12 protein-coding genes and 1 pseudogene are annotated in these 18,766 nt (G+C 51.7%); 9 read left to right on the top strand and 4 right to left on the bottom strand.

All coding sequences use genetic code 11. From position 1 onward, the window contains the following. Positions 1-1,509 (top strand): annotated as a pseudogene (locus EKN00_RS10900) (hypothetical protein); the annotation flags it as partial. 214 nt (positions 1,510-1,723) lie between these two features. Then, positions 1,724-2,383: an EAL domain-containing protein gene (locus tag EKN00_RS09675; RefSeq protein ID WP_164848102.1), complete on the top strand. Its 660-nt coding sequence runs from the start codon at positions 1,724-1,726 to the stop codon at positions 2,381-2,383. Positions 2,384-2,441: 58 nt separating this feature from the next. Here the strand turns inward: EKN00_RS09675 and hflX are convergent, their stop codons facing one another. Together hflX and EKN00_RS09665 are read right to left on the bottom strand one after the other, a co-directional pair. After that, positions 2,442-3,761: a GTPase HflX gene (gene hflX / locus EKN00_RS09670; RefSeq protein ID WP_127850013.1), complete on the bottom strand. Its 1,320-nt coding sequence runs from the start codon at positions 3,759-3,761 to the stop codon at positions 2,442-2,444. 350 nt (positions 3,762-4,111) lie between these two features. Next, the gene (locus EKN00_RS09665; protein ID WP_127850021.1) at positions 4,112-5,725 is read right to left on the bottom strand and encodes an APC family permease; all 1,614 of its coding nucleotides are present in this window, start codon (positions 5,723-5,725) and stop codon (positions 4,112-4,114) included. Between the two features lie 395 nt (positions 5,726-6,120). Here EKN00_RS09665 and EKN00_RS09660 point away from each other — a divergent pair, with 395 nt between their 5' ends. The 6 genes from EKN00_RS09660 (at position 6,121) to EKN00_RS09635 (ending at position 13,793) form a co-directional block, all read left to right on the top strand. Next, positions 6,121-6,879: an ABC transporter ATP-binding protein gene (locus EKN00_RS09660; RefSeq protein ID WP_127850011.1), complete on the top strand. Its 759-nt coding sequence runs from the start codon at positions 6,121-6,123 to the stop codon at positions 6,877-6,879. 27 nt (positions 6,880-6,906) lie between these two features. Next, a complete protein-coding gene (locus tag EKN00_RS09655; RefSeq protein WP_127850009.1) occupies positions 6,907-8,730 on the top strand; it encodes an FtsX-like permease family protein in 1,824 nt (607 codons plus the stop codon). Positions 8,731-8,957: 227 nt separating this feature from the next. Further along, a complete protein-coding gene (locus tag EKN00_RS09650; RefSeq protein WP_164848101.1) occupies positions 8,958-9,998 on the top strand; it encodes a BMP family lipoprotein in 1,041 nt (346 codons plus the stop codon). A gap of 138 nt (positions 9,999-10,136) precedes the next feature. Further along, positions 10,137-11,681 carry an ABC transporter ATP-binding protein gene (locus tag EKN00_RS09645; RefSeq protein WP_127850007.1) on the top strand — a complete coding sequence of 515 codons (1,545 nt, stop codon included), beginning with the start codon at positions 10,137-10,139 and terminating at the stop codon, positions 11,679-11,681. Then, positions 11,671-12,837 carry an ABC transporter permease gene (locus EKN00_RS09640; RefSeq protein ID WP_127850005.1) on the top strand — a complete coding sequence of 389 codons (1,167 nt, stop codon included), beginning with the start codon at positions 11,671-11,673 and terminating at the stop codon, positions 12,835-12,837. Before EKN00_RS09645 ends, EKN00_RS09640 begins: the two co-directional genes overlap by 11 nt. Then, on the top strand, positions 12,834-13,793 hold the full coding sequence (locus EKN00_RS09635) for an ABC transporter permease (RefSeq protein WP_127850003.1): 960 nt from the start codon (positions 12,834-12,836) through the stop codon (positions 13,791-13,793). Before EKN00_RS09640 ends, EKN00_RS09635 begins: the two co-directional genes overlap by 4 nt. Before the next feature lie 125 nt (positions 13,794-13,918). On the opposite strand, the gene EKN00_RS09630 is transcribed toward EKN00_RS09635, so the two are convergent. After that, positions 13,919-15,433 carry a helix-turn-helix domain-containing protein gene (locus tag EKN00_RS09630; protein ID WP_164848100.1) on the bottom strand — a complete coding sequence of 505 codons (1,515 nt, stop codon included), beginning with the start codon at positions 15,431-15,433 and terminating at the stop codon, positions 13,919-13,921. 297 nt (positions 15,434-15,730) lie between these two features. Then, on the bottom strand, positions 15,731-16,372 hold the full coding sequence (locus tag EKN00_RS09625) for a deoxynucleoside kinase (RefSeq protein WP_127849998.1): 642 nt from the start codon (positions 16,370-16,372) through the stop codon (positions 15,731-15,733). Positions 16,373-16,905: 533 nt separating this feature from the next. On the opposite strand from EKN00_RS09625, the gene serS reads away from it, so the two are divergent. After that, on the top strand, positions 16,906-18,189 hold the full coding sequence (gene serS / locus EKN00_RS09620) for a serine--tRNA ligase (RefSeq protein ID WP_127849996.1): 1,284 nt from the start codon (positions 16,906-16,908) through the stop codon (positions 18,187-18,189). Positions 18,190-18,766: the final 577 nt, after the last annotated feature.

The following is an 18,766-nucleotide window of genomic DNA, read 5'->3' as shown; positions in this document are numbered from 1 at the left end:
ACAACTGGTGACCCGGTAAATCCAGGCCAAGTGCCCGATGACGGAGTTGCGACCTACTTCAAGGCAGAGGTGCCAGATGACGCGCCATCAACCACCACTGACCCAGTAAACCCAGGTCAAGTTCCAGACGACGGTGTAGCGGCGTACTTCAAGGAAGAAGTTCCGGACGACGCGCCATCGACAACTGGTGACCCGGTAAATCCAGGCCAAGTGCCCGATGACGGAGTTGCGGCGTACTTCAAGGAAGAAGTTCCAGACGACGCCCCATCAACCACCACTGACCCAGAAAACCCAGGCCAAGTGCCCGATGACGGAGTTGCGGCATACTTCAAGGCAGAGGTGCCAGATGATGCACCATCAACGACCACTGACCCGGTAAACCCAGGTCAAGTACCGGATGACGGTGTAGCGACGTACTTCAAGGAAGAGGTACCCGACGACGCACCTTCCAAAACTGGCGACCCAGAGAATCCGGGACAAGTACCGGATGACGGTGTAGCGGCGTACTTCAAGGAAGAGGTACCCGACGACGCACCTTCCACAACTGGCGACCCAGAGAATCCGGGTCAAGTACCAGATGACGGTGTAGCGGCGTACTTCAAGGCAGAAGTTCCGGACGACGCCCCATTTACGACGCCTACACCAGCAGACACTACAGACACGCCAACTGGTGATCGTAGTGTCACACCGCCACCAGCGGACACTACAGACACGCCAACTGGTGATGGGAATGTTACACCGCCACCGGTAGACACCACTGACACGCCAACAGGTGATGGGAATGTCACACCGCCACCAGTAGACAACACGAACACGCCAACTGGTGATAGCAATGTCACACCGCCACCGGTAGACAAAACGGACACGCCAACAGGTGATGGGAATGTCACCCCACCCGCAGGCAACACGGACACGCCAACGGGTGACGGTAGCGTCACTCCACCAGCAGATAACACGAACACACCAGCAAATGGTGGTGGCGCAACGCCGCCAGCAGCAAATACCACTATCCCAACAGGTGATGGTAATGTGACACCTCCTGCTGCAGGCATGACCACGCCTAGTGTACCCGGCGACGGTGCCACAACACCGAAGACGACGGGGACGGCAACGGCTACGCAGGATGCTGATAACACTGTATCCCTGCCGGACAGTGAAGCTGCGGCGAATGCGGGTCTGGAAGACACGCTGGCAGACGGTGTTTCCGATTTGACGCCAGAAATTCCTGACGCTGACACGCAAGCACCCGCGGACATGTTGCCAAATGACGACATCATCACGCCGACAGTCTCGGTTACCAGCAGCGCCGACGTGACGAACCTCGAAAGCAAGCCAGAGAGTCGAATCGCTGGGATTGATCCTAGTCTGAGCGGTGAGAAGCGTTACCGTGGGTTGTTCAACGATCCGCAGCGGACACCACTTCAGCAGAGCACCACAACCGATGTTGAAAACAACATCACGGAAACCGCGAAGAATGCCAAAATGGATAATCGTGGCGGGATGTTCTAAAAAGGCAGTTTTTATTGAATGATTGGTGGTAACACCTTTCATAAATAACTACCAAACTGTAAAATGGGTACAGGAGAAATCCGTGTGTTACGGCACACGGATTTCTTGTCGATAAGTTTAGGCACCGTCGTTCAATTTGGTGGTATGGGGGTACCTAGAATTGAACCTTTTATGGTGATGCAGCGGCGTGGGCCGCGAAAGGGGAGAAGTAATCGTGATTACGTACACCTACTTTTCACAAGCGATTGTTGAACTTAACACGCAGGAAGTGGTTCGGCATGAACTGCTGCTGCGGATGTGGGATGCCGATCAGAAAGTTTGGCGGCTACCTGATGATTTTGAAATAACAGTAGCAATGCAAATCAAATTAATGAAGCGTGCTTTGCGTCGGCTCAAGGTTAAGAACGTGAACATCAAACTCACGCCCAGCCAATTTGCGGACGCAGATGTGATGCACAAAATCGTTGACTTCGTGCACTCAACCGACGAATTGGGTAGCCTGACCGTGGAACTGACGGCGGCACCTTCCCTTGAGGACATCAAGACAATCGGCGCGGAATACCGGAAGAACGGTGTTCAGCTGGCCATCGACGACGTGGGGTCTGACTGTGATGACTTCGATGTGGTTGAGAAGCTCGTGCCGTACGTTGATTGCCTGAAGTTCGCCTTGCAGAACATGCGGGCACAGGGTAAGATGGATAATCTTGAAGAGAACATTGAACAGTGGGCGACCTTGGCGAAGGAACACAACACGCAATTCACCTTTGAGGGGATTGAATCCTTCAGTGATTTGCGCCTGGCTAAGAAGTTCGACGTACAAAACGCGCAGGGCTTCTACTTCAGCCACCCAGCTGAGCCGGTTGCGACACATTAAGAGCCAAAAAAGGCGTCCCGCCAAGCAAATTGCCTGGTGGGACGCCTTTTTAATGGTCTTATTCAGCTTCAAGTGCATACTTTTGAACGCGCGCTGCCTGGGCCTTGCTCATGGTCGCCGTGATCAGCGTACCAGTCTCGTTGTAATCGGTCTTGGCAATCTTGGCCACACTATTAATGTAGTTAACCGCTGCACCATCCGTGAACGGGATTTGGTAGGTTGCGGTTACCTGGTTGGCAAAGATGCGGGCTTCAATCATGTCTGCAAGTTTGCGCAGGGATGCATCGTCCCGGGCCGAGTAGATGAGCTGATTGCCGTTCACCTCGGGGAACTCCGCGTGGTCTGCACGCAGGTCGGCCTTGTTGAAGGCTTCAATGACGGGAACGTTCTCGTCGATGCCAATGTCCTTCAGGGTCTTTTCGGTGACCTTCATCATTTCCGGATAATGGTCATCGGCGTAATCCACGACATGGATTAACAGGTCGGCATTCTTGGCTTCAGCAAGGGTTGCCTTGAATGAATCCACCAGCTTGGTTGGCAGCTTACCGACAAACCCAACCGTGTCGCTGAGGAGAAATTGACGGTTGCCCGGCAGGTCGATGCGGCGCACGGATGTGTCGAGCGTGGCAAAGAGCATGTCCTTTTCGAACACCTGCTTATCCGTTGGGCGGTCTGCGTACAGGTTCAGCAGGCCGTTCATCGTGGTGGATTTGCCGGAGTTGGTGTAGCCGACGAGGGCAACCGTTGGGATGTCGCTAGCGGTTCGCTGGCTGCTCCGGGTTGCGGCGTTTTGTTCCTCGTCAAGCAGCGCGTGCTTGATGTGGCTGATGCGCTTGGTGAGAACACGCTTGTCCATTTCCAGCTGGGTTTCCCCAGAACCACGGTTAGCAAGTGCCGCACCACCGCCACCGGTGCTCCCACCACCTTGCTGGTCAAAGCCAGCGGTCTGGTTACGCAGACGGGGCAGGGCATAGCGCAGTTGCGCGATTTCAACCTGCATCTTGGCTTGCTTGGAACGGGCACGGGTGCCGAAGATATCCAAAATCAGCTGGGTGCGGTCGACAACGTGGCGCTTGATTTGCTTTTCCAGGTTACGCAGCTGGCTAGGTGACAGTTCATCGTTGACAATCACAACGCTGGCATCGTGCAGTTCCGCCGCCTCACGGATCTCCTCAACCTTGCCGCTACCAAAGTAGGTAGCACCGGTCGGGAAGTCAGCTTTCTGGCGAACGTCGGCGACAACGGTGTAACCACCGGCCTTGGCGAGCTCACCGAGTTCGGTCATGGTGTAGTCAAAATCTTCTTGGCGTTTGGTAATCCCACTAATGAGGGCGTTAATTGTCTTAGTGGTTGTTTCTAGTGTTTTAGTTTCAGGCATATAATTACTCCAATCTTAGTCAGTGTTAACTTGTACGTTACTGATGGTGACCGACTTGCATTGCTGAGCGCGTTTTTCCTCACGCACACAAAAAGGGCCGCGCAAAAGCACGACCCCTGCGAAGAACACACGGATGCTTACAGCGCACTACAAGTCTAGTCTTGGGCGTTCCGTAAACGAATCCGCATAATGTTCCCCTTCTTTCCGTTATCGATTACCTTGAGTTTAACACAGAATTGACGTCTTGGTGGGAGAAAATAACTAACTTGGCTCCCGGAATGGTGCGGGAAGCAAACAAAAATGGTACGGGGCAAAGCTAAATTGCATTACCTCGGACCATTTATTTGCGCTTAGTTAGTCGCCTGGGTGCGGCCTTCACGGGTGACGCCCCAGATGATTGCTGCGATAATCAGGTCAACAATGACGATAACAATCCAGCGGCCAATACCCATGCTTGCGGGCAGAATTGAGCGCTGCAGCCCATCGCTGACAACTGCAATCAGGCCAATCATGGTGATGGCGGTGAAGAAGTACCAGGTACTCTTGCCGAACGCCAGGCCGTTTGTTGCCTCACGCTGGCGGCGGGCAATCCACGGCATCAGGAACCCGAGAACAACCATTGCGGCGGTGACACCAAGGTTCATGATGATTTCCATCGTCCACTTGGTCGTCCCGAACACGGCGTCAACGGGGAAGAAGCCGAGCAGTGCAAGCAAGGCGGTGATGCCGAACATCCACCAGCCAACCGTGAGTCCAGCCCAGCGGTGCTTCATGTAGACGTATTCGCCGCCCTTGAACTTGTCGTTGTGCTTCCGGACCATGATGTAAGCCCAGAACAGGAACAGGGTGCTGGCTGGGGAAACAATCCCGTTCAGGTTCAGCAGCCAGTTGAAGATGTCATTAATCTTTGGCAGCATACCAGCCAGGGCCATAATCAGGCCACACAGGATGGTGGTCAGCCAGTAACCGTTGATTGGCAGGCCATCTTCGGTAATCTTGGTCAGTTGCTTAGGCATGTAGCGCTTAGCAACATCCCCGAGGAAAATACGGGTGGAAGCGTCCAGGATAACGGCCAACTGGGCGAGCATGTAGACACCCTGCACGAAGGCGAAGATGTACATGAGCCAGTTACCCATACCGAACTGCTGACCAATTGCCTGGAACGCGTAGTAAGAACCGTTCATCTTCAGGTCATTTGGCAGGTGGTGGGCGTTAAAGTAAACACCAAGGGAGAATGTCCCAAACAGGGTGAGGAACATCGTCATGATGGCAATCATTTTGAGTGCCTTCGGGAAATCACGCGATGGGTGCTTCATATCCTTGGTGTATGGCGCGGCCAATTCTGACCCGTTCATCGCGAAGACGAACAGCCCGAACGCGGCGAGGAAGTGCATGTCAATCTTGTGGGGCAGGAAGTTGGTGAAGTGGAATGGGTGGGTCGCAATTGGGTTACCGTGTGCGAGGCCAGCGAAGGTCATGATGACGAACAGCACGGTCATGAGGAACATCGCACCCCCACCAATCGTGGACATGATTTCAAGTGACTTGTTCTTGAAGAAGTGCTGCAGCCAGATGAAGCCCACGAAGATGAATGCGGTCAAAAGCCCGAACCAAGCGTTCCCGAGGTGGCTTTGGATGTCCCCGTTACCGGTGATAATCCAGCCAAGGGAGATAACCACTGAGTTTGCCACGTCGACCACGTATGGCAAGCCGGTAATCCAGTAGAACCAGGCTGCGAAGTACCCAACCTTGTCCCCGTTGGTTTCACGCATCCAGGAGGTAATCCCACCCCCACGCTGGTCGAACTGGGAACCCATGTGGGCCACGATGAGGTTGTAGGGAATAACGTAGAAGAACGTCATCAGTACCCAACTGAAGACAGCCACGAGCCCCTGGTTCTGGAAGTTGTAGATGATGTCGTCAAAACCGATGACGGTAACGAAGTCCATCAGTCCGACAATCATCCACGTAATGTAACGATTTGATTGTTTGTTTGGTTGAATCACGATTTTGCTCCTTTATTCGTAGTGATACGGATGGTCACTACTAATTAACAATGAAAATTTTCAACGTTAATTGGCGCGACAGGGAGCCTTATTGTAAGCGTTGATGCTCAACGGTCTGTCCTCCAGTAGAGATAATTTCAGAAATAAATGCCTGGAAAATTATAACAAAGTTTAAAGAAAAAAACTGCTCAAATCGAAATAAATTCATAATCGGGCCTCAGGCGGAAGCGACATTTTGCGTTTTATTGTAAAGTATTAGGGAACGAGGGGGGTCAACGCGCCATTTTGGCGGACCCAACGTAAATCAGAAACCTGGATGAATTAGTTGTTGTCTGGGTCAGGAGGAGTTAATTATGGCAGAACAAAAGGTTGTGCAGCTGCGCGACATCACTAAGACGTACGGCAAAAAGGGCGAAAAGCAATACACCGCGCTGAAGGGCATCAGTTTCGACGTGGCCCCAGGCGAGTTTGTGGGTATCATGGGGGCAAGTGGTTCCGGGAAAACCACGCTGCTCAACATTCTGAGCACTCTGGACAAGCCCACCAGCGGCACGGCCACGATTAACGGTACGGACGTTACGAAGCTGAAGGGCAACAAGCTGGCTGATTTTCGGGCCAACCAGATTGGCTTTATCTTCCAGGACTTCAACCTACTTGAAAGTCTGACTGCCCGCGAAAACATTGCCCTGCCCCTAGCCCTGCAGAACGTGTCGCCAAAGAAGAGTGATGCGGCGGTGGAACGGATTGCCGCAACGCTCGGCATCGCCGAAATCCTTGACTCCTACCCAACCGAGATTTCCGGTGGGCAAAAGCAGCGGGTGGCCGCGGCCCGAGCATTGGTGCACGAGCCGGCCATCCTGTTTGGTGACGAACCCACGGGGGCGCTGGATTCGCAAAGCGCGCGGGAACTGCTCGAAACCATGCGGGATTTGAACGACAAGCAGAACGTCTCCATCCTGCTTGTGACCCACGATCCATTTTCAGCCAGTTACGCCAAGCGGATTCTGTTCATCAAGGACGGGGTCATTGGTAAGGAATTGCTGCGGGGCGACAGTACACGCGAGCAGTTCTACGGCCAGGTGCTGAACGAACTGGGAACATTCCAGCAGTAGGGTGTCGGTTGATTGGAGAGGTGAATAATGCTTAATAAACTTGCTCTGGCCGGCATCAAGAATCGCTTTCGGGACTACGCGGTTTTGTTTTCCGGTCTTATCATTGGTAGTGCCATTTTTTATATGTTCATGACGATTGCGACCAACAAAGATTTTCAGGCGGGCAGTACCGCTGGACTCAGCGCCACACCGTTCATCTTCTTGTTCGGCGCCATTTTGCTCATGATTATCACTTTAGTCTACGTCGTTTACGCCAATAGCTTTTTGCTGTCGATGCGCAAACACGATTACGCCACGTTCATGATGCTCGGTGCAAAAAGCAGTAAGATCAGTCAACTAATCTTCACGGAGACCATGGCCATTGGGACCGTGGCCACCGTTGTCGGGATTGCCTTTGGGGTCGGGCTGACTCAGGTTGTGGGGTCATTTTTGATGAAGACCCTCGATGCGGCGCAGAACCACTTTGCCCCTTTTTACTTGCCGGCCGTGATTGTGACGCTCGTGTTCTTCGTGATTTTGTTCTTCTTGGCCGCGATTGTGAACGCCAGCAAGATGCGGGCCACGCCGATTTTGACGTTGCTCCGGTCAGATGCGACACCAACCCGAATCAAGCAAAAGCCAGTTGTCTTGATGCTCGAGGCAGTCTGCGGCCTCGTTTTGCTGGCAATTGGCTATTGGGCCATGACCAAACTACCGGTACTGGGCCTGCTTGCCATTCCGCTGGCACTGGTGACAATTGTGCTCGGGTCTTACCTGCTGTTTAACGCGGTTGTCGTTGAGGCAATTCAGCTGTTGAAGGCGAACCGCAATTTTGCCGGTAAGGGTCTGCGCAACTTCACCTTGTCCCAGATTAGCTTCCGCGTGCGTTCGTACACCGCAATTCTGTCCGTCGTCTCGATTCTCTTCGCGCTCGCGCTGGGCGCCATCACGGTGGGGATGGGCTTTTACAACGAAGTACCGAAGATGGCCCAGAACTTTAGCAGTTACGATCTGGTCCAGCACAATCCAAGCGCAAAGCAGCGGGCGGAGGCAAACAAATTGCCGGGTGTATACGGGCAAGCCAAGTACACCGTGAAGGTCAGCCAGAAAATGGTGACCTTCAACCGCGGTGAGATTGAAAAGCGCCCGCTGGTGTTTGTGCAGACCAACTACAATGGCGGGAGCGCACGGGCAAGACATGTCGCGCTCAGCGCCGCCAAATTCGCACAGGCACCGCTCAAGTACACGCAACTGATTGATTCGCTGCTGACGGCGCCCAAGGTTCAGGGCGGCGCGAAGGTGCAGGTCACTAGTGACCAGAACTTTGCGGCGGCCCCGGGAACGACGATGACCGTCTACGTGTACCGGTTGCGTGATTTGCGTGCCAATATCAGGCCGCTCACACGCCTGCAAAACATTGAGAACAAGAAGTATCCGGGGTTACTTGAACGGGGCGCTACGGGGAGCGTAGCAGCCTCATACGGAGTCTTTAACGCGATGTTCAGTGGCTTTGCGTTCATGGGCTTCTTCCTCGGCCTGGCATTTTTAGCCATGCTTGCCAGCACGCTCATGTTCAAAATCCTCTCCGGGGCCGATTACGACCGGAGCCGTTACGCCATGCTGCGGCGCGTCGGGGTGCGTGAAGGGTTGCTCCGTCAATCAATTCGCACCGAACTGCTAACTTTGTTTGCACTGCCGGGAATCTTGGGCATTGTCCACGTGCTTTTTGGGCTCCAGCTCTTTAAATCATTGTTGTTAAATCCTTATGACAATTTGTTACTTCCGTTTGGTGTTTTTGGGATTCTGTATGTTATTTACTTCCTGATTACTGTCTGGCTGTATAACGGAATTGTCCTGCGAAAAAATAATTGATTTTTGGAAGATAACGGATTAGTTAAGTGTCATCTAATAGAAGATAACAATCGAAAAAAAACAGCTTACGTTCGTAAGATGCTGTTTTTTCTTGGTTTTAATTGGTATGATAGCGGTTTAAACACGAACGTTATCGTTTGTATTATTTTAATTGTTCTTGCTGTTAAGACGCCCACGTGGTATATTATCGGTAATCGGGGTAACCCCCAAACGAGGAGGAAAAAGCAGTGAAATTCACTTCTAAAGCAGCAACTGCATCCGCAGTTGCAGTGTTGGCTCTTGTTCTTGGGGCTTGCGGTAACAGCAAGTCTAGCGATTCTGGGAAGACGGACAAGGCTCACTCAGTAGCACTCGTTACCGATGGTGGCGGTGTTGATGATAAGAGTTTCAACCAGTCCGAATGGGAAGGTTTGCAGAAGTGGGGTAAGAAGAACGGCATGGAGAAGGGCGTAGGTGGTTACAACTACGCACAGAGTAACTCCGATGCTGACTTTGTCCCTAACGTTAACAAGATGATCCAAGCTGGTTACAAGACCATCATTGGTTCTGGGTACAAGCTGGAGAAGACGATTAAGGATGCTGCCAAGAAGAATCCTAAGATTAACTTCATCATCATTGATGACGTAATTCCACAGAAGAATGTTGCTTCCGCTACGTTCAAGGATAACGAAAGTGCATTCCTTGCAGGGGTTGCAGCTGCAGAAACCACCAAGACCAACAAGGTTGGGTTCATTGGTGGGGTTCACGGTGAAGTTATCGACCGCTTTGAAGCTGGGTTCCGTCAAGGTGTTGCTGCGGTCAACAAGAACATCAAGGTTGACGTCAAGTACGCCGACAGCTTCTCCAAGGCTGATGTAGGTCAGGCTCTTGCACAGGCTATGTTCAACAACAACGAAGACGTTATTTACCAGGCTGCTGGTGGTACCGGTGCCGGTGTCTTCTCCGCTGCTAAGAACGCCATCAAGACCAAGAAGGTTTGGGTCATCGGTGTTGACCGTGACCAGACTGCCGATGGTAAATACAAGGGCGGCAACCTGACTCTTACCTCTACCGTTAAGGGTGTTGACATCGCAGTGCAAAAACTTGCAACGGCAGCCAAGGAAGGCAAATTCCCAGGCGGCAAAACTCAAGTTTATGGACTTAAGGGTAACGGTGTAAAGCTGACTCGTGGTAATATGAGTGCTAAGGCCTGGACTAAAGTTCAAGAATTCAGAGAAAAGATTATTAAGGGTGATATCTCGGTAGCTGAAAAGCCATCCGACCTCTAATATATCGTAGTACCAATTTAGAACTGGCCGGAACTGTATTTGAGTTCCGGCTTTTTTGTAGGGTAACACTTACTGGGCAAAACATTCAGAAAGGAATCGCAAGCGGACATAACGGTGTCCGTGCGTGGGGAAATAGCGATGACACAAACACCAGCAATCGAAATTCACCACCTAGTGAAGGCCTTCGGGGACTTCAAAGCGAACGATGATATTTCCATCAACTTCTATGGTGGGCAGGTTCACGCATTACTGGGTGAAAACGGTGCTGGGAAGTCGACCCTGATGAACATGCTTTCGGGGATTCTACGACCAACCAGTGGTCAAATCAAGATTAAGGGGAAGGAGGTTGTGCTGCACTCCGCCAAGGATGCGACCGTTTTGGGTGTAGGGATGGTGCACCAGCACTTCATGCTCGTTAACGCCTTTACCGTGCTGGAAAACATTATTTTGGGCGCAGAGCCAACGAATGCCGGTCGGCTTAATTTCAAGCAGGCACGCCAAAAGGTTGAAGCAATTCTTTCCCGTTATGATTTGGACATTGATTTGGACGCTCGAGTTGAGGATATCTCCGTGGGGATGCAGCAGCGTGTTGAAATCGTCAAGGTCCTCTACCGGGAAGCCGACGTTGTGATTTTTGACGAACCAACCGCCGTATTAACGCCGCAGGAAATCGATGACTTACTGGAAATCATGCGGAAGCTGGCGCAGGAAGGCAAAGCGGTTATCCTGATCACCCACAAGCTGCAAGAAATTCGGGCGGTGGCGGATATCACGACAATCATTCGCCGCGGCCGCGTTATTGACACGGTGAAGACCTCCGAGTGTTCTGCTGAAGATCTGGCCACGATGATGGTCGGTCGCCCAGTTGATTTCGACCTGGATAAGCCTGACATTAAGCCTGGGAAGACAATCCTTGAGATTGACCACCTGAACGTGGTGGATAAGGCCAAGGTGCAACGCGTTACCGACTTTAGCCTCGACATTCACGCCGGGGAAATCGTTGGTCTGGCCGGCATCGACGGTAACGGTCAGTCGGAATTGGTTAAGGCCTTAACCGGGCTGATGCCAATTGCATCCGGGAAGGTTGCCGTTGACGGTAAGGACGTGACCCACGCAACGCCACGGCAGATTGTGCGCGATGGGGTCGGCCATATTCCTGAAGACCGGCAGCGTTTTGGCCTGATTCTGCCGATGACCGTCATCGACAACATGAGCCTGATGACGTACACGGAAGCACCACTTGCCAAGCACGGGATTCGCAACGAGAAGGCCGCAGTTGAACTGACTGAGGAACTGACGAAGAAATTCGACGTGCGGACCAGCAGCATTCACAACACTGCCGGCTCACTTTCAGGTGGTAACCAGCAGAAGCTGATTATTGCCCGTGAAATGAGTCGTGATCCTGAGCTCATGATTGCCATGAACCCAACACGTGGACTCGACGTTGGGGCAATTGAATTCATTCACCAGCAGATTTTGGATGCCCGTGAATCTGGGCACGCGGTACTGCTGATTTCCTACGAACTTGATGAAATCAAACAATTGGCGGACCGGATTGCGGTTATCCACGCTGGCCGGCTCGTCGCAACCGAGAGTGCGGCAAACCTGACTGAATCCGAGATTGGGTTGCTGATGGCTGGGGACGAGATTGCCGGGAAGGAGACTGCCACTAATGCGGATTAAAAAGACCACAATCCAGAGCATCTGGATTCCACTCATTGCAATTGTTCTCGGGCTGCTAGTCGGGGCCATTGTGATGCTTCTATCCGGATTCAATCCGATTGAAAACTATATTAACCTCTTCACGGGTGCGGTCGGGACGCCAAATGCGATTGGTGAAGTTATCCGGACTGCTACTCCCCTTATTCTGACCGGGGCTGGCTTTGCCATTGCCAACTCAGCCGGGTTCTTTAACATCGGGGTCGCTGGGCAGGCACTGGTTGGCTGGCTGGCCTCCGTAAGTTTTGCACTTGCATTCCCAAGTCTACCTAGCATCATTATGATTCCGGGTGCGGTTATCGCCGGGGCTCTCGGTGGGGCACTGTGGTCCGGGATTGCCGGTTACCTGCGTGCCTACTTTGGTGCCAGTGAAGTTATTACCACAATTATGCAGAACTACATCGCCCTGTACGCAACCAATGCCATTATTAAGGGTGTACTTGCTAAGAACAACGCTGACTACTCACCAACGATTCCCAAGGCTGCACGTCTGCGGACACCGTTTCTTGAGAACCTGACCCAGAATTCCACTTTGCACTGGGGAATTCTGATTGCCCTTGCTGCGGCCGTATTTCTCTGGTGGTTCATGAAGAAGACCACCATGGGGTTTGAGATCCGGGCCGTGGGGATGAACCAAGACGCATCCCGGTACGCGGGGATGTCCACGAAGCGCACCATTATTGTGGCCATGCTCATTTCCGGTGCGTTTGCCGGTCTCGGCGGCGCGATGGAAGGCCTTGGGGATTTCCAGAACATCATTGTGAACACCGCCATGCCGGATATCGGTTATGACGGGATGTCAGTCTCGCTGCTAGCTGGTGGTGCACCGATTGGGATTATCTTCTCGGCGTTCCTATTTGGGATTTTGAAGATTGGTGGACTGAACATTTCCATCACCTCAACGACACCATCAGAAATCGTGAACATTGTTATTGCTGCGGTTATCTTCTTCGTTGGGGCACAGTACCTGATTCGCTACTTCTTTGAAACCGGCCGGATTGGTCGGGGCAAGAAGAACAAGCGGGGCGGCACTGCGAATGCAGATTCGTCCGCGCCGACACCGCCTGAGAGCGGGCCCGAATCGGTAACAACTAATAAGAAGGGAAGTGACGCACGATGAATATTACGACCTTATTGATGACCGTTGTCTCTACCTCGCTCATTTACTCTGCGCCACTTATTTTCACCTCCATTGGTGGTGCATACTCAGAACACTCCGGGATTGTTAACGTTGGTCTCGAAGGCATCATGGTCATGGGCGCCTTTTCCTCCGTCGTCTTCAACCTGAAGATGGGTAACACGTTCGGTGCGGCAACGCCGTGGCTCGGACTACTTGTCGGTGGTGCGGTTGGTCTTGTCTTCTCACTGATGCACGCGGTGGCCACGATTAACTGGCGCACGGACCACATCATTTCCGGGACGGTTATGAACCTGATGGCACCAGCACTTGGGGTTTACCTGACCAAACTGATTTTTGACGGGCGTGGGCAGACCGATATTCTGCAGCACCCACTTGCGACCGTGACGATTCCGTTGCTGTCGAAAATTCCAGTCATCGGACCGATTTTCTTCACGAAGACTTCGCTGGTGGCGTACATTGGGATTTTTGTCTCCATCGCTGCTTGGTGGGTTCTTGCCAAGACGCGCTTTGGTTTGCGCTTGCGGTCCGTCGGTGAACACCCCGAAGCGGCCGATTCCGTTGGTATTTCGGTTTACGCGTACCGGTACGCAGGGGTGCTGATTTCCGGTTTCCTCGGCGGGATTGGTGGTGCGGTTATGGCGCAATCAATCACCCTGAACTTCTCCGCGACGACCATTGTTGGGCAGGGGTTCATGTCCCTTGCAGCCATGATCTTCGGTAAGTGGCACCCGGTTGGCGCCATGGGTGCGGCCGTCTTCTTCGGCTTCGCACAGAGCTTGGCCATTGTTGGTAAATACATCCCCGTCATCAAGACGATGCCGGATGTGATTTTCACAATTGCCCCATACCTGATTACAATCATTGTCCTGGTTGCCTTCATCGGGAATGCGCGCATGCCTGAAGCTGACGGGTCAACCTTCATTAAGGCGAAGTAAACTAAACTAGCTATGAACAAAAAAACTGACACCGATGTGGTGTCAGTTTTTTTGTCTATACATATAGTAGTTAGACGGTGACAGGGCAAATGCCGCGCTGACAGCGAGGCTGCTGCTGAGGTCAACTAAACGCGGGTGTATTCGACGTCGCCCATTCCGAGAATCTTCAGGAAGATCCGCTTAACGAGCAGGTACAGGTTGAAGTAATCATTGTCGGTGGCGTCTGCGTGCCAGGTAACGACTGTTTGCCTAGTTGCATCAACGTCCCGGAAGAGGGGCTCGTCGTCGATGTTGGTGATGATGAGGTCTGCCTCGTCCACATCGTCGGAGTCACCTTGGATGCGCACAAAACTCATGTTGCGCAGGAATTTGACGACGCGATATGCGTTCACGTCGCCGTGCTCAAGCAGGATGCGGCACTTGACGATTTGTGGCCAGGTGAAGTTTTGCAGGTACGGCGTGAGCATGTAGGTGAGCGTGAGGGTCATTGGGACAACGCTGCGTTTGAACGCGCTGAAACTCGGTATGTCCGGCAGCTCCTCGTTGAAGGCCAGAAGTGATGCGTAAAGCTCGGAGTGCGGGTAGAAATCACGCTTGGAGTCGAAGAAATCGGCCATTTTGGCGTAATCACCGCCGAGCATGTAGTAGCTCATGACGGTGCGCATCATGTTGGCAATTAGCACAACGTTGTCCCCGAACGCGACGGGGGCGTCCTGACGCCAGAACTGCTCGAGGTAATCGGTGATTGCGTTAATGTATTCGTGGACCGGGTTGTCGGTGCTAACAACGTTGGCGTACAATTCAAGCCAGCTATCTTGGGAAGTGGAGAAACGCAGCTGGCGGTTTTGCTGGTAGTGGAAGAACTTTGATTCACTCGCCAGCGTTTCCGGACTGAGTTTCGGGAACATTTCCTTGGTGTAGATTGGGGTGTTCATCGCCTCAACGCTACCGAAGATGTCGTCATACTCGGGCCAGGAAGTGATGGTGTGGCCACGGACAATGCGCAACCGGCAAATCCCCCAGAACAATACCTCCTGCAGCGCGGCGATGGGGCTGGACTTACGGGTTGGCAGTTTGCTGTAAGCTAGATTAAGTTGCTGCGGGTGAATTGCGGTGATTGGCCAGCGTACCCCGTGGTAACCGAGCCAGTAGAAGATGAACAGAAACAGGCGAATCTTCTGCTCGGATCCGACAAGTCCGGGTTGTGTGAACGAGATTTTGATGTCGTAGTCCGCAAGTAGTTTGCGCAGCGGCATGGTTTTGCGCGTTAACGTGGAGCGCGAGATGAACCGATCTTGGCAGAACTTGTCGACGCTCAGGCTGGTCGATTGAACGAGGTAGTCGACGAACTGAAACTGAATGGAGTTCTCCAGCAGGAATAACCGGTATTCGTCAACCGATACCGGGAAGTTGTCCTGGGACATGACCCGCTTTTTCGCTGCCTTGTTCGCGTGCCCGGTCATCTCCTCGATGTCGGCAAGCAGTTCGCGGAAGATGTTGTACGCCTGTTGGTAGGAAACCTGCATCTGCACACTGAGATCGTTAATCGTGAACCCAAAGTTATCAATGGTTTTGAGTGAGCGATACATCTGGTATTTTTGATAATCGGCGTTATCAAGAAACGTTTCTTCGTACAGCAATGCGGCCACCTCCGACAATTCGAACTTATGAAGCGTGTACAGTGCATCCATTTTAACGGAATAAATTTGCTCTCTAGAAGGTCAGTATAACAAAAATAATGGCGTTGCATAAGGGGCTGGCGCCTTTTTTACGCCGCAACAATAACGCCTTTTTGGGGCAAATAATTACAGATTGCGGTCGGAAATGGTTGGGGAAAATGCGAATCTTGGTACAGCCAATATCTGTGCGGGTTGCCAGCTTTGCGGCGCCAAAAAAAGCCAGGAACCTTAGCTCCTGGCTGGTGTTCATTATTCGGTTTAGTTACGGTGAAGTTCAGCAAGTTTGGCGTCGACAAGGGCTAGGACCTTATCGCGGGCAGCGGGATCTGCAACAAAGTCGAGTTCATCACCATCGATTTGCATCTTAGGGCTCTCGTCGTAAGCTGCGTACCAATCCGTGTAACGCTGATTCAACGTTTTGTAGTAATCGTATAGGGAAGGGTCGCTTGCAATCTGTTCATAAGGACGACCGCGGCGCTGAATTCGTTCCAGCATGGTGTCGAAGGAAACGCGGATGTGAATGAGCAAATCCGGATTCTTCTTGTAGTGCGCGTTCGGCATTTCTTCCATCATGTTGGCCAGCAGGTCATCGTAAACACTGACTTCGGTGTTGGTTGCGCGGCCAAGGTCGGCATTGAGGTGAAAAAGCAGCGAATCTTCAAAGATAGAGCGGTCAATTACATTATTTGGGTTGCTGTTAGCAGCGTGAATAGAGTTAAACCGCTTATTTAAAAAGTAGATTTGGAGAAGAAAGGCGTACTTCTTCGGATCTTTATAGAAGAGTGGTAAAACCGCGTTGTCGTCGACTGACTCGTAGAATGCTTTGGTGCCCAGGTGCTTAGCAATCATGCTGGTCAAACTGGTCTTACCAGCCCCGATAGTGCCCGCTAAAACAATCATTTATTGTACTCCCTTTATTATATGTAGCAGTATCTGTTTACGACAAAGGTGCGCAAACGTCCTTGTCTAGTCTACTGGTGCAGGTTGGGAAAAGCAACACCACAGTTGGTGAATGATATATTTTCGTGTACCACCGCTTGTGGTTCCGGGTTGTTTAGCGTGTTTCGACGCGGTTTATTTGGCGAGAAGAAGAACGAGCTTGCAAATCGGTAAAAATTGGGTTACTTTAATAGCAGATAAAACACGTCATTAAGCGCCTATTTGCAATTCAGAGAGCCGGGTTTTGGTGTGAACCGGTATTGCAGCATTCCAGCGTGATAGTGGGCGGCGAGGAGCCGCACGGATACTGCCCGTTATGCAGATTTGAGTGCGCCAGTTTGGCGAATTTGGGTGGTACCGCGGAAAGCAAGCCTTTCGTCCCATGAAGTATTTGGGGACGAGGGGCTTTTTTCGTCTTCAGGCTTGCGTTGATGAACGTTATTTCTATATAAGAAGCACATTGCGTGAAGTGATGTGCACAGGGAGGAATTGCCATGCTTGATTTGAAGTTAATTCGTCAGGAACCGGATTGGGCCAAGACTAAGTTAGCGGCGCGCGGAATTAAGGGCGAAGAGATTGACGAGCTGCTGAGTCTTGATCAGGAACGCCGGAACTTGCTGGCTGAGACTGAAGAACTGAAGGCTAAGCGGAACCAAGTATCTGCTGACATCGCGAAGATGAAGCGAAACAAGGAAGATGCCAGTGCTGAAATTGCGGCAATGCGCGAAGTCGGCCAGAAGATTGGCGCGCTGGATAAGCAGCTTGCAGACACTGATGCAAAGGTGAAGTACATTCTTGTGCGTTTGCCCAACTTCCCCGATGATTCCGCCCCAGTTAGCCTGGACGAGAAGGATGCACGGGAAGAACGTAAGTGGGGCAACATTCCAGACTTCGGCTTCACACCCAAGCCACACTGGGAAATTGGCGAAAACCTGGGCATTTTGGATTTTGAGAATGCTGCCAAGGTTTCCGGCAGCCGGTTCGTGTACTACCGCGGTTCTGGTGCCCGTCTTGAGCGTGCGGTCTACAACTTCATGCTTGATCAGCACTATGCAGAAGGTTACACCGAAGTTCTGCCACCTTACCTGGTGAACAACGACTCAATGTTTGGCACCGGCCAGTTCCCTAAGTTTGTTGGTGACAGCTACACGGTTACGAATGAAGATAGTGACCTCACGCTTATCCCAACGGCCGAGGTGCCACTGGTTAACTACTACCGCGATTCCATCATTGATGCGGACAAGCTGCCAATTTACGTTACGGCGCTTTCCCCAGCATTCCGGTCCGAAGCTGGTAGTGCCGGCCGCGACACACGGGGGCTCATCCGCATGCACCAGTTCAACAAGGTCGAGATGGTTAAGATTACGAAGCCAGAAGATTCTTGGAATGAACTGGAGAAGCTGACGGCGAATGCAGAAAGCCTGCTCCAGAAGCTTGGCCTGGCATACCACGTCATCACGCTCGCAACGGGGGATGCAAGTTTTACTTCCGCCAAGACGTATGATCTTGAAGTTTGGCTCCCAGCTCAGGATACGTACCGCGAAATTTCTAGCTGCAGTAACTGTACCGACTTCCAGGCACGGCGCGCGCAGATTCGCTACCGTGACGATAACGGTAAGCTGCAGTACGCACACACGCTGAATGGTTCCGGCCTCGCTGTTGGACGTACCGTTGCCGCAATTCTGGAAAACTACCAGAATGAAGATGGCACGGTGACAATTCCAGAAGTATTGGTTCCATACATGGGCGGACAGACGAAGATTACTCCAGAAAACTAGTCTTATAGATATACGAATTGGCGCACGGTCGAAACTGACTGTGCGCTATTTTTGTTTCTTGACCGCGATATTATCTAAATTGAGGATAATGACGGAAAAATTATTCATAAACCAATTAACGATAATTTGCGGTATGCATAAGCAAAAAGGGAGTGGTTGTCTTACTTCAACGTCTTTAGGCGAATTTGCCCAAATGTTTTGCACCCGGCTGAGTGTTTCTTTATTATTTAGCAAAGGCCGGTACAACGGGCCTAATCAACAGGTGTGTGGCAAAAATGTTGTGGCGTAAATCAAAATGGGCCGAAAAGTTACGAATTATTGCTTGACGGTCGTTAGGCAGGCTGGTAATATACTTTGTGTTGTCACGTTAGTAATGACGCAGCGGAGCATCACATTTGCGAGGCTGAATGATAATTTAAAGGCGTTGCCAATAATTATTTAAAGTTATTGCTTGACAGCTAGAGCACCGGATGATAAGATATCCAAGTTGCTTTAAGATAGTTCCTTGAAAACTGAACAAAGTTTCGTATAAATGTAGGTTCTTCAGCTTTAGCTGAAGGAAGAATTAACACATTAT

Origin of the sequence: Lacticaseibacillus hulanensis, from assembly GCF_004010095.1 — a bacterium.
GTDB classification, from domain to species: domain Bacteria; phylum Bacillota; class Bacilli; order Lactobacillales; family Lactobacillaceae; genus Lacticaseibacillus; species Lacticaseibacillus hulanensis.
This window is presented reverse-complemented; position numbering and strand designations above follow the sequence as displayed.